The sequence below is a fragment of the Streptosporangium subroseum genome (assembly GCF_900188345.1).
Taxonomy (GTDB): Bacteria; Actinomycetota; Actinomycetes; order Streptosporangiales; family Streptosporangiaceae; genus Streptosporangium; species Streptosporangium subroseum.
Map to the genome: position 1 here is coordinate 207,838 of NZ_FZOD01000003.1, position 12,277 is coordinate 220,114.

13 protein-coding genes are annotated in these 12,277 nt (G+C 67.0%); 7 read left to right on the top strand and 6 right to left on the bottom strand.

Annotation, left to right across the window (positions count from 1 at the left end):
- Window positions 1–260: 260 nt before the first annotated feature.
- From fmdA to CHC08_RS04660, 3 genes are all read right to left on the bottom strand, one after another.
- A complete protein-coding gene (gene fmdA / locus CHC08_RS04650; protein ID WP_089205897.1) occupies window positions 261–1,508 on the bottom strand; it encodes a formamidase in 1,248 nt (415 codons plus the stop codon).
- A gap of 107 nt (window positions 1,509–1,615) precedes the next feature.
- Window positions 1,616–2,260, bottom strand: a complete 645-nt coding sequence (locus CHC08_RS04655; protein WP_089205898.1) for an AmiS/UreI family transporter — start codon at window positions 2,258–2,260, stop codon at window positions 1,616–1,618.
- Between the two features lie 206 nt (window positions 2,261–2,466).
- The gene (locus CHC08_RS04660) at window positions 2,467–2,742 is read right to left on the bottom strand and encodes an FmdB family zinc ribbon protein (RefSeq protein ID WP_089205899.1); all 276 of its coding nucleotides are present in this window, start codon (window positions 2,740–2,742) and stop codon (window positions 2,467–2,469) included.
- Between the two features lie 497 nt (window positions 2,743–3,239).
- Between CHC08_RS04660 and CHC08_RS04665 the strand changes: the two genes are divergently transcribed.
- Together CHC08_RS04665 and CHC08_RS04670 are read left to right on the top strand one after the other, a co-directional pair.
- Window positions 3,240–3,851, top strand: a complete 612-nt coding sequence (locus CHC08_RS04665; RefSeq protein ID WP_089205900.1) for a hypothetical protein — start codon at window positions 3,240–3,242, stop codon at window positions 3,849–3,851.
- 10 nt (window positions 3,852–3,861) lie between these two features.
- Entirely contained in the window at window positions 3,862–4,782 is a 921-nt protein-coding gene (locus CHC08_RS04670; RefSeq protein ID WP_089205901.1) for a transporter substrate-binding domain-containing protein, read from the top strand.
- Between the two features lie 487 nt (window positions 4,783–5,269).
- Here the strand turns inward: CHC08_RS04670 and CHC08_RS50535 are convergent, their stop codons facing one another.
- Window positions 5,270–5,695, bottom strand: coding sequence for a hypothetical protein (locus CHC08_RS50535; protein WP_089205902.1), 426 nt, complete (start codon window positions 5,693–5,695; stop codon window positions 5,270–5,272).
- A 279-nt stretch (window positions 5,696–5,974) separates the two neighbouring features.
- The gene (locus CHC08_RS04680) at window positions 5,975–8,209 is read right to left on the bottom strand and encodes a molybdopterin-dependent oxidoreductase (RefSeq protein WP_089205903.1); all 2,235 of its coding nucleotides are present in this window, start codon (window positions 8,207–8,209) and stop codon (window positions 5,975–5,977) included.
- Window positions 8,210–8,298: 89 nt separating this feature from the next.
- On the opposite strand from CHC08_RS04680, the gene CHC08_RS04685 reads away from it, so the two are divergent.
- From CHC08_RS04685 to CHC08_RS04705, 5 genes are all read left to right on the top strand, one after another.
- The gene (locus CHC08_RS04685; protein ID WP_089205904.1) at window positions 8,299–8,832 is read left to right on the top strand and encodes a winged helix-turn-helix transcriptional regulator; all 534 of its coding nucleotides are present in this window, start codon (window positions 8,299–8,301) and stop codon (window positions 8,830–8,832) included.
- A gap of 131 nt (window positions 8,833–8,963) precedes the next feature.
- Complete coding sequence (locus tag CHC08_RS04690; protein ID WP_089205905.1) at window positions 8,964–9,956, top strand: hypothetical protein; 993 nt, start codon at window positions 8,964–8,966, stop codon at window positions 9,954–9,956.
- 90 nt (window positions 9,957–10,046) lie between these two features.
- The gene (locus tag CHC08_RS04695; protein ID WP_089205906.1) at window positions 10,047–10,811 is read left to right on the top strand and encodes a YqjF family protein; all 765 of its coding nucleotides are present in this window, start codon (window positions 10,047–10,049) and stop codon (window positions 10,809–10,811) included.
- Between the two features lie 174 nt (window positions 10,812–10,985).
- Window positions 10,986–11,183 (top strand): hypothetical protein, encoded by a 198-nt coding sequence (locus tag CHC08_RS04700; RefSeq protein WP_218825121.1) that lies wholly within the window; start codon window positions 10,986–10,988, stop codon window positions 11,181–11,183.
- Window positions 11,184–11,230: 47 nt separating this feature from the next.
- Window positions 11,231–11,674, top strand: a complete 444-nt coding sequence (locus CHC08_RS04705) for an SRPBCC family protein (protein WP_089205907.1) — start codon at window positions 11,231–11,233, stop codon at window positions 11,672–11,674.
- A 15-nt stretch (window positions 11,675–11,689) separates the two neighbouring features.
- On the opposite strand, the gene CHC08_RS04710 is transcribed toward CHC08_RS04705, so the two are convergent.
- Entirely contained in the window at window positions 11,690–12,193 is a 504-nt protein-coding gene (locus CHC08_RS04710; protein WP_143653109.1) for a hypothetical protein, read from the bottom strand.
- Between the last annotated feature and the right edge of the window lie 84 nt (window positions 12,194–12,277).

Here is a 12,277-nt window from a genome sequence, read left to right on the forward strand (position 1 = left end):
GACAGTTCTGCCCTGGGCCAGGCAAAAATTATCGGTATACCGCCGGATAGAACGAGGGGCGGGGGCGTCAGAAAGCGATGTCCGCCGTCTGTCCGCCGCTTCCGCCCGCCGGGGCGACCCCCGCCCCGGCAGGCCTCCTCAACGCGGGGCGCCGGAGGAGCGCCGGTCACCCCCGCCTACACCGTACCGAGCAGTGCCGGCCAGTGCCGAGCAGTGCCGGTCAGTGCCGGTCAGTGCCGAGCAGTGCCCGTCAGTGCCCGTCAGGACGTCACGGCGCACTGCCCCCTGTCCCTCTTGACGGGTCCCTCCGCGTTCGGACGCACGTCGAAGTCGAATATCGCCGTCGGCAGGTAGAGGGAGCAGCACGCGTTGGGAATGTCGACGATCCCGCTGATCCGCCCCTCGATGGGCGCCGAACCGAGAAGCAGGTAGGCCTGCTCGCCCGTGTAGCCCCACTTCTTGAGGTACTCGATGGCGTTGAGGCAGGCCCGGCGGTAGGCCAGCGTCGCGTCGAGGTAGTAGTTCGTGTCCGTGTCGTGGTCGACCGAGATGCCGATGAACGACATGAACTCCGTGTAGCGCGGCTCGACGTTGCCCGGCATGAAGATCGGGTTGGTGGTGACGCCGTACTTCTCCATGCCTCCCTTGATGAGGTCCACGCGGAAGTCGATGAAGCCGCCCATCTCGATCGCGCCGCAGAAGGTGATCTCACCGTCGCCCTGGCTGAAGTGCAGGTCAGCTCCCGAGAGCTTGGCGTCCTTCACGAAGACGGGGTAGAAGACGCGCGCCCCGCGGGTGAAGTTCTTGATGTCGTGGTTGCCGCCGTTCTCCCGTGCGGGCACGGTGCGAGCCCCTTCGGCGGCGATTCGGTTCGCCAGGTCGCCGGTCGCCGTTCCGGCGAGGGCGTTGTCGGCCAGCGGCGGCAGGCCCAGTTCAGGGATCCTGTCGGGATCGAGGGCGATGAGGGCCCGCTCCCTCCGGTTCCAGCTCGCGAGCAGCTCCGTCGACGGCGCGGTGCCGAACAGCCCGGGGTGGGTGATGCCGGCGTACCGGACGCCGGGCAGGTGACGGGAGGTCGCGTATATACCGTGGAAGTCCCAGATCGCCTTGTACGCGTCGGGGAAGTAGTCGGTCAGGAAGCCGCCGCCGTTCGCCTTGGCGAACACGCCGGTGTAGCCCCAGCCCTGTCCCGACACACCGCCGGTCTGCTGGGGAACCGGCCCCAGGTCGAGGATGTCGACCACCAGGAGATCTCCCGGCTCCGCTCCCTCGACCCCGATGGGTCCGCTCAGCATGTGCGTCTGGGACAGGTCGACGTCACGCACGTCGTTGGCCGAGTCGTTGTTGCCTATCTGGGCGTCGGTCCAGTCCCTGCATTCGAGGCGGAACTCGTCTCCGGGGCGCACCATGGCGGCCGTGGGGATATCGGGATGCCACCGGTTGTGGCCGGGTACGGCCTGGTCGCGCATTGACTTCGACTGGTCCACGCTGAATATGACTTTGGGCATGACGGGTTCTCCTCCTGGATCAGACGCACGACGATCGGATGCCGGAAAGCCGCATCACCTCCTCTCCCTCCCTCGGCCCGGCTCTCCTCCGGGTCGTCGCGAACGGTTCACCGATGGGCCTGACGGGCGGCGACGGTCTCCCCGCGAGCGGGACCCATCCCCTGTTTCCTGGTCCGCGGCCACAGCGCACCGAACACGACCACCCCGAACGCGACGAGAATGATCGCGATGAGGCTCTGGTTCCAGCGCTGCCAGTAACCGCTGAGGAGGAGGAACGCCGGAATGGCCCCCGTGACCCAGCCCTCGATCGCCGTCACCCAGCCCGTGTAGACGGTGAGGTGTTCCCGCTTCAGACCCAGCAGCAGGAAGAAGAGGAACCACAGGAACGCCCAGTAGAGCCAGATGACGGCAAAAGGCCTGTCGTTGAGAACCTGGAAATTCGCGTACGAGTAGCCGAGCGCCATGATGGCCACGAACAGCGAGAAGTAACCGACGCCCGTGGTGTCGAACTCTCCGAGCACACCGATCCCCACGTACAGGTAGGTGAAGGCGAAGAGGAAGAGGCCCGACGCGTTGAGAATCACATTCGTGTCACCGTTGGCGGTGATGACCAGCACGAGAGGGGTGATCACCTGCAACACCCCGACGAAGAGATTGAAAACAGCCGCCGACCGCGGTTCGACCTTCCCCAGGAGCATCAGCCCGTTCATGAAGAGCACCGCACCGACGTAGAGCAGCCCGACGTTTCCCATCCGTGGCACCTCCTAGCGTCGGTGATGGTCGATCCAGGTGGGCAACGTGATCCGCTCACGCCATGCGACTGCACGAACGTGCCCCGGCCGCACCGGACGCCGGCCTTCACCGGGCACGGGCGTCACGGGTTCGGACGTACGAGGATGTGTTGTCCTGTTATTCGGTTGTCCGGCGTTCCGTCGGTCAGTGCCACGGCAGTCGCCGGTCAGGGCCGCGGCAAGCGCGCCAGTGCCGGATGCGGTGGCCGCGGACGCCGCCGGACGGGCAGGCTGGAGACGACCGCCGGAGCCTCCCGGCTCTGCTCGTCGCGATCGAGGGCGGCGGACAACGCCGGATGCGTACGAGAGATGTTCGGCGGGGAGAAGACGCGACGGGCGCCGCGCTCGCACGTGGAGCAGCCACGGGACAGCGGGGCGGTTCCTATCGGAAGGCGCACGTCGAACGGCCCGCACGCCGGGCACAGGTATTCGTAGATCGCCATAGGCACCCCCGACTGCCCGCCGGAGAAACAAAGGCTTTCCAGTCTTGACCTTCGGCCGGCGGCACTGTGGATTCACGACGCGTCTGGTCTCCATTTCCGGACTACCGGAACCCCCATCGTTATGTCAAGTCCCGAACGGCGTCCACCGGCTCTCCTTGCCCGGAAAGTGGCGTCGCGTGGTCTTCTTCCTTCGTCTACGCCTTCGAGACCTTTTCGCGTGACAAAAGGGTCGGCATCCTCTCTTTGCGCATTCCAGACGAACAATACGGAGATTGCCCCGGGAACGCCGCTTCGGGGCCGCGTTCACCCGACCCATTCCGGTGGAGACCCCGACCACACCTGCAAGGAATCCAGTCAAAAGCGAAAATAACCTGATCTACCGACATAGCATTGCGCTCAAGATTTGACCATTGTTTTCGGTCGAAATGCGGGGAGATTAATGCCGGAGGTGGAATGTGACGATGCACAAACCAAGCCAAACGCCCTATTTGAGGGATATGGTCTGGTTTATTCCAGCGTGCATCGCGACCTGTTTCGGGGGAATCGCGCTACTGGCGCAGGGGGCCAAGGGAGCCGAGGTCTCCCAGACCCTGTCCTTCGTGGTCGCGACCGTCGCGCTCCTCCTCGCGCTCCTCTTCCGGACGAGGGAGCCGCAGCCTCCCCTGAGGAGAGGGCGGTTCTGGTTGACGCTGCTGGTCGCGGTGGTGCTGGGGCTGGGCTCCGCGTCCACGTGGTGGTTCGTCATCCACAGCCCCGATCTGAGAGTCACCGACGACGTCACGGTCCTCGACGGCCAGTCGATGGAGGACGGGGCACAGGCCGCCGTCGAGATCCCCGGGCGCCCACCCGGCCGCGAGAACCTCTCCATCACCTTCACCCTGGTGAATGCGCGATCCACCGGTAACTGCGTCGTACCGGCCACGCTCGAGGTGAGGCTCCTGGCCGACGACCGGTGGAGCAACCCACCGGCCATCGCCCACTCCGGTGAGGAGATCCGGCTGCCTCTGAGCCGCGTCAAGGACCGGGCGGGCGTGCAGGTCGATCTCCGGGTTCCCGACGGCTCCTGCCTGCTCCACCTGAAAGTCTCCGAAGCCGTTCTCTACAACTAGGAAGCCGCCCGTGACCCGGATCCTCCGGCGAGTCGCCTTCGCCACCGCCCTGTTCGCCGCCACCGCCCTGTCCGCCTGCTCCGAATCCACATCTCCGCCGCTCCCAGGCGGGTTCCTCCACTCCGGCGCGGTGATCCACACGGGCGTCACCACCGACCATCCGGGCTGGTCGATGCTTGACCCGGGTGCCAACCAGCGCAGCGGATTCGACATCGAACTGGCCGACTGGCTCAGCAGCAAGCTGCAGATCGACCAGCAGTACGTGGACGTGACACTGGAGGGCCGGATCAGGGTGCTTGAGGAGGAGAAAGCTCGCATGGTGGTCGCGACCTTCTCCATCACCGACGATCGCCGGAAAAGAATGGACTTCGCGGGACCCTACATGATCACGTATCAGGGGGTGATGGTCAGGGAAGGCGACCGGCGAATCCAGAGCTATGAGGATCTGGTGACAGAAGGCAGAAACGTATGCGTCGCCGACGGCACGACGTCCCACGCCCAGCTCGCCGAGAAGGACAGAAAAGGGCTTACCCTCACGGTCCTGACGGCCCTGAAAGACTGTGCCACCCAGCTGAGCAAGGGGCAGGTCGACGCCGTATCGACCGACCAGCTGGTTCTGTACGGCTTCGCGAATTCCGAACTCTATCCCGGACTTCACGTGCTGCCCGATCTGACCTTCGGCTCCAAGGAGCAGTACGGCATCGGACTGCCCGACAATGACTTCGCCGACTGCGAGATCGTCAGCAAGAAGCTGAGCGAGTTTCTCAAGGAAGGAGACTGGGCCGAGTTCTTCGCCCGCTCCTTCCCCGGTGCCGCCCCGGCCAAGCACAAGCCCGCCCAGCTCGACCCGTGCGAAAAGAGCACCGCCCCGTCGGCCACCCCCCAAGCCCTCACCTCCACCACCGTCGCATGGGCCGCCACCACGGGATGACCCCCGCGGGCGCGGCTAATTCGAGGCGATCGGGTCTTGCTGGGGCGAGTCCTGCTGGGGCACTTCGCTGATCCGGCAGACGGGCGGGCGATTACGCGACGGCAGGGGTTTGACATAGATGTTGTGACAGTGAGGACAGCAGAGGTCGCTCCACGGGGGCGGGCTGGGCAGGCCCCCGCGACGCCATACGACCGTGTCGCCGCCATGCCCGTCATCTGAGTGGCAGGCCTCGTAGAGGTCCTGCCAGGTCCGAAGACAGCGCAGGCAGAAGAATTCCCATATTTCGCTGATGGTCTGGATCTCTCGCATGAGACGGTGCTCCCGTGGATCGGGCGTGGGTATCGGGCAATCCGCAGATTGCAGAGGGCATTGGCCCGGGCTCGATGGCGCACGGCCGAATCGGCCCGCATGAGTGGATGCGTACGACGGGAACGGCGGCGCGCGACAGGACGCGCGGGCTGTCGGGCCTACCGCCGGGTGCGTCGGCTTAGGTCAGGGAGATGCCCAGCCGGATCAACAGGCCGACACTGGCCGGCCGCACGGGGGATGCTTCGGGAAATCGTCTCGCGGGGCGGTCCGGAGCGAAGTCCGGCCATGTCGAGCTGAGCCATCCGGCCGGCAACAGGCCACCGGCGAGACCGTCCGGCAGGAGGGTCCGGGTGAGGCGGTCTCCGGCCCGTGGGCGAACGATGTGGTGTGCCCAGATGTCATGGGGGTCGTGGTGCTTGGGCGCCGTGGGCCGCCTGACGATTTCGGAAGGACGACCGCCCTCACCGAAGGGTGTCCGCAGGTGCGTCGACCACACATCAGGGCCCGCGGCGGCTATGAGAGCCGCGGATTCCGCACCCGAGTAAATGCGGATGGAGTGCCAGCTCCAGTCCAGGCTCAGGTGGATCAGGATCACGAGAGGCATGACGAGCCATAGCGCCGACCTCCAGCGCCTGCGGGGGGCCCCTCTCCGTGAATCTGCGGCCACGCTTCGAACAGTACACCACTCTGTGTAGTTATATAATTACTATATGTAACCTTTATGGACCCGGCCCTTCCGCGCGCCCGCATCGGAGAAGGTCACCGAGGTGCGGGATCGCCCGGCCGGGGATTACGGGCGTCTCGCAGGTCGGTTGCTCCACCGAGCGGGATCGCACGCCGTTCGAACTCGCCCGTCCGACCGGCAGCGGCGTCGGCCGGGCCGTCAGACCGCCTCCACCCGGGCGGGGACGTGCTTGTGCCAGGGAGTGCCCGCGAACCGGTCGCGGGCGTCGGACGAGGTGAGCTCGTTGGGCGGTGCTCCGGTCAGAACGGAGACGCCGTCCTCCGCCGGGTAGCCGAGCCCGAGGCCGTTGGGCAGGGAGACGTGGCCGGGACGCAGACCCGGGAACAGCTCGACCGCCACCTCGACGCTGCCCCTGCGGGTGGTCACGCGGGCGAGTGAGCCGTTCTCCAGCCCCAGCCCGACGGCGTCCGAGGGGTTGATGCGCAGGGCTCCCGAGGTGTCGCGGCGACGCCAGGCGGGATCGCGGTAGAGGGTGTTGGCGGTGAAGGCCCGCCGCTCCCCCGCGGAGAGCACAAACGGGAAGTCCGGATGGCGGGGTGGGCCGGCCGGAGGCAGGTCGCTCAGCTCCGCGAGCAGGTCGGGCAGGGCGAGGTGGATCCTCCCGTCGGAGGTGCCGATCCGCCGCAGGCCGTCGCCGGGCTCGTCCACCGTGAAGTGGATCCCCGAAGGGTTGGAGAGGATCGCCTCGAAGAGCGCCTCGCCCAGGTCGTCCCCGGTGACTCCGGCGCGGCGGACCGCGTCCGGGTGGCGCATCGCCACCTGATGGGCCTGCGCCCACAGGGAGGCCGCGGCCGGGGCGGGCAGCGTCGGGCCGAGGGTGCGATAGAGCGCGACCTCGGGCACCGCCGCCAGCGCGGGATCGGTGGCCATCGCGGTCAGGAACGCGCCGGCGAAGGCCGTACGTCCCTCGGCCGCCGCCTGGTGCAGGGCGGTCAGGTCGGGCAGGGCGCCGAGCGCCTCGCACAGGCGGGCGTGGATCTCCGGCTCGGGCAGCAGGTCCGAACCCGGCGGCGGGTCGAGGACCGGGCGGCGGAGGTGGAAGTAGTTGGCGGGCGCCTCCAGGTTGAAGAACGTCGCCTCCCACTTCTCGAACTGGCTCGGCGCGGGAAGCACGTAGTCGGCCAGCCTCGCCGTCTCGGTCATGGCGACGTCGATCACGACCAGCACGTCGAGTGCCTGGAGGGCCTCGCGCATGCGGGGCGAGTCGGCGAGGGAGTGGGCCGGGTTGGACGACTCGACCAGCATTGCGCGGTAGCGGGCCGGATGGTCGGTCAGGATCTCCTCGGCGACCACGTTGGAGGGGATCAGGCCGGAGATGATCCTGGCTCCGGCCACCGGGCTGAACCGCTCCTTCTGCGGCCGCAGGTAGGACGTCTGCACCAGCGGCATGAACAGGATCGGCGGGTTGTTGGTGCCCGGCCGGCCGAAGTTGCCGGTGAGCAGGATGATCAGACTGTCGAGGTAGCTGTTGAGCGTGGAGTGCAGGGTCATCTGGGTCCCGAGGTCCTCCATGGCGGCCACGCTCGAGGCCGACGCGATGCGGCGGGCGGCCTGCCGTACAAGATCCTCCGGCACGTCCGCGACCTTGGCGTAGGCCGCCACCGGCACCTTGGCCAGGGCGGTCACGACCTCGTCCAGACCCTCCGCGCGTCCGGCCAGCCAGTCGCGGGCGATCAGGTCCTCCTGGACCAGCACCGCGGCCAGGGCCGCCAGCAACCACGCGTCGGTGCCCGGCTTGAGCCGCAGGTGGATGTCCGCCAGCTCGGCGGTCTCGGTGACCCGCGGATCGATCACGATCATGGCCCGGGCGGGGTCGCGGGCTATCTCGCGCAGTGTGGGCCTGGCCCTCGGGATGCCGTGCGACTGCCAGGGGTTCTTGCCGATGAACAGCGCGAGTTCGCAGTGCTCGAAGTCGCCGGTGGCGAAGTTTCCGATCATCCGGTCCGACACCCAGAACTGCCCGGTCTTCTCCTGGGCCAGCGCGTTGGACCGGTATCTCCCGCCCAGGGCCCGCATCACCGAGCCCGAGTAGGAGCCGCCCAGGTGGTTGCCCTGGCCGCCGCCCCCGTAGTAGAAGATCGTCTCTCCGCCGTGGGCGTCCCGTACGGCCGCGAGCCTCCCGGCGACCTCCGTGATCGCGGTGTCCCAGTCGATCCGCTCGAACGTGCCGTCGGGCCGCCGCCGCAGCGGGTGGGTGAGCCGGTCCGTACCGTTCTGGTAGTGATCGAGACGGAGCGGTTTCTCGCAGGTGTATCCCTGCGACGAGGGATGCGCCTTGTCGCCGCGGATTCGCTTGAACCGGCGCTCGTCCAGCTCTATCTCGATGCCACAGTTACTCGCGCACAACACGCAGGCGGTCGGCTGCCACGTCATGAATAGCCCCCGTTCGGTACCAAAATCGACTCTAACCTTGTGAGTTCACTAGTGCAACGAACTTGTTGAGGCCGGATAGAATTCAGATCATGAAGCGCACCCCGTTCGCCGACTGGCCCTGTTCCATCGCCAGATCCGTCGACCTGCTGGGCGACTGGTGGACACCGCTCGTGCTGCGCGAGGCCTTCTACGGCACCCGGCGCTTCGACGACATCCAGCGCAACCTGCGCATCGGCCGCAACATCCTCACCCAGCGCCTCAAGCGACTGGTCGAGGAGGGGATGCTGGAGCGCGTGCCGTACCAGGAGCGTCCCCAGCGGTATGAGTACGTGCTCACCGAGAAGGGCCGCGACTTCTTCCCGGTCCTGGCGGCGATGATGCACTGGGGCGACAAGTGGCTCTCCCCCGACGGCCCGCCGATCAATCTGCGGCACCACGACCACGACACCCACGCCGAGGTCGTCTGCGCCGAGTGCCGTGAGCCTCTCGACCTCCGCGACGTGTCCGCCACCCTCGGCCCCGGCTTCCCCGAGCGCCTGCGCTCCCGCCCCGACGTCGCCGAGCGCTTCCCCGACGATTCGAGCATGGACCAGGATTCGGAGATCAAGCCGCCGCCCGAATAGCCTGCCGTCGGACAGGCCGGTATACGATCAACAGCCATGATCATGACGACTGTGTGACCCCATGTCCTCAGGCCGTCACCAAGGGTTCCAGCCGGTCGAACCTCAACCCCCCACCGTTAGGACCCGCGCTCATGAAGCGATGGATCGCCCTCGCTGCCACCGTGCTCGTCGTGCCAGCTCTGGCCCCGGCCGCTCCCGCCACCGCCCAGGCCGCTCCCCTCAATCCGGTGAGCGCGCTGAACGACCAACTCGCCAAAGGCGTCAGAGTAAGGGTTGTCGAGCAGAGCAAGGTCCGCATGGCCGGTGGGCGGATCGTGAACCACATGGCGTACGGCTCGGGATACGGCGTCCAGAACCGCGGCTCACTCCAGCTCGGGAGATCAGGAGTCGTCGCCTCCGACATGACGCGCCGGCTGACGTTCGAGTCCGTGGCCCGCCAGGTCGCCCAGGACAACGCGCAGGGCGGCGACAAGCAGTCCCAGAGCCTGCTCACGCTGACCCAGGCACACCGCTCGATCAGCGTGAAAGGCTGGCGCTACGCCTCCGGAAAGCACTACGCCCCCCTCCTTCCCGAAGGGAAGACCTGGGCCCTCCTTCAGCGGAGCAGCGGCGCAGCGGCGGCCTTCGGCGACCAAGTGATCAACGTGTTCGAGCCGGCCGTCCTGAAAGCCCTGCTGATCAAGAAGAACACCGATGGCACGGTCGTCGCGATCAAGGGCTTCGACGGCAGGAAGAGAAAGGCCACCCTCTATTCGGGCACCACCACCTTCTCCAAGCTGTACGAGCTCTCCTCGACCTTCCGTGAGATCGTCGGGCGTAAGCTCGACACCGTCACCGGCGGCATTCAGGTGGGCTGGGGCGTCTTCACCGACGAGAAGGGCCTTCCCTTTCAGATCATCTCTTTCTGGGAGATCAGCGATAACCGGCCCTTCTTCCGCAACACGACCACCACCGAGTACGTCGGCTGGGGCTCCCCCGCCCCCATCGTCGCTCCACCCGGTAGCAAGGTCACCCGCTCATCCTGGCCGGCCAACGGCCTCCCAGAGTCCGACGACAACGCCGATGTCCTTATCACCCCCCAACCTCCCGGCGTCCCGAAGAAGAGTTTTGTCCCGTGGAAGTAGTGCGAGTCCGGCGCAGGCCGGCCAGCTAGCCGGATCCGGCACGAACGGCCGGTGATGGGCGGGGGTGGCGTGTTCTGAGATCCTGATGTCGTGTCGCTCACGCCCGCCGTTCCGGAGCCGGTTACGGCCGACCCGCCCCGCTCCACCCCGAGCCCTCTGCTCACCCAGTCGTGGCTCGACATGGCCTTCCTGCACTGGGCCGCCGATCCGGCGGACGTGGCACCCCTGCTACCGGCCGGGACCGTCCCGGACACCCTCGACGGGGTCACCTACGTCGGCCTCGTCGCCTTCCGGATGCATCGCATCGGCTGGTTCCGCCTCCCCGGCATCCCCTACCTGGGCACCTTCCCCGAGACCAACGTCCGTCTTTACTCGGTGGACGCCCACGGGCGGCGCGGCGTGGTCTTCCGTTCGCTCGACGCCTCCCGCCTGATCCCGGTGATCGTCGCGCGGACCGCCTTCCGGTTGCCGTACGTATGGTCCCGGATGGCCATCCGTCACAGCGGCGACACCATCACCTACACGGGCACACGGCGCTGGCCGGGACCGCGCGGCGCGCACAGCCGGATCACCATACGGACCGGCGAGCGCATCGAGGAGCCCACCGAGCTCGAACACTTCCTGACCGCCCGCTGGGGCATGCACAACACCTTTTTCGGGCGGCCGATGTATCTGCCGAACACCCACCCGCGCTGGCCCCTGCACCGAGCCGACCTCATCGAGTGCGACGAAGACCTGGTGGCGGCGGCAGGGCTGCCCGAACCGGCCGGACCGCCGGTGAGCGTGCTCTACTCGCCGGGTGTCCCCGTACGTTTCGGGCGCCCCGCCCGCCCGAACGGCATCCCGGCGCCCTAGATCCGGGACCGGACGCGGCCGGAAGCAGCCTCGGCTCCTCGGCCTTCGCCGGGACATGTGTGGACGTCGACGGGTCTCGACCTTCTCCAAACGAGCAACCGATGGTTGCACAATCGTGGATCGCGCGCTAATTTGACATGCAACCAAAGGTTGCACATCGCGAAACATCTCGGCGTGCTCGACCGCGTCGGCCTGGTGCACGCGTCGCCCGCCGGACGAGAGAGGAGGTACCGGGTGGACGAGGCGCAACTCGCTCGCGCGATCGCTGGGCTGTCCTCGGTGGAGGCAACGTGGGACGCCAGGCTCCGGCGCATCAAGCAGATCGCCGAGGCGATTCAGCGCGGCAGAGACCGGCACGGCACACAGCGGTGAATTCACAGAACTCGGACGAGAACCAACTCTGGAAAGAGGAATCGAAAATGGTGGACATCCTGCACAGGATCGGAATCACATCGCCGGTGGCCGAGGTCTACACGGCCTTGACCACCGTCGAGGGGCTTTCCGGCTGGTGGACGACCAGAACCCACGGCGAAGGCGACGAGCTCGGCGGCGTGCTCCGGTTCCGGTTCGACTCCGGCGGATTCGACATGAAGGTCCTCGAGCTCCACCCCGGCAAGCGCGTGCTGTGGGAGGTGGTCGAAGGACCCGAAGAATGGATCGGCACGCACGTGAGCTGGGACCTCGATCAGGTCGACGATTACACCGTCGTTCTCTTCAAGCACGAGGGCTGGAAGGAGCCGGTGGAATTCATGCACCACTGCAGCACCAAGTGGGCGGTCTTTCTGATGAGCCTGAAGTCGCTGGTCGAAACCGGGAAGGGCGCTTCGGATCCCCACGACGTCAAGATCGGCAACTGGGACTGACGTTCCCGGCGAGGATCAGGACTGCTGGACGGGGAGGGCGGACCAGTCGATGGCGAGGCGCTGGGCGTCGACCGGGTCGGACCAGACCTGGACCAGCTTGCCGGGAAGCACGGCGCCCATCAGGAGACGCGGCAGGATCTGGCGGTGACTCACCGTGTACGGCGGGCCGCCCGCGGGCTGGACCTGGAGGCCGAATGCGACGACCACCTGGTCGTTCACGGTGGTGCCCGTGTCTCGCATCGAGGTGATCAACGCTCGCACCGGAACGCCGGTGCCGATCAGGTCCTGGTTGCCGGTTCCCATGAAGCTCTTCATCTGGCCGAGGACGCCGGTCGCCGGGCCCTGACCGTGGGCCAGCTTCGTGACAAGGAGGATCGAGCTCATGGTCGCCAGGAACATGCCCACGATGAAGGTCGGCACTCCCCAGGAGATGGTGGACAGAGAGGTCAGCCCATACACGCCGGCGACCAGCAGGATGAGTCCGGCCCCGGCACCCACGACATACGCATTTTTCGGCATTTTTTACAACCTTTCGGGTTTCTCTTGCGTCACAGAGTGGGGGCCAGGGCTTGATCACCGCTTGCAGCGCGCTTACCGGAGTCC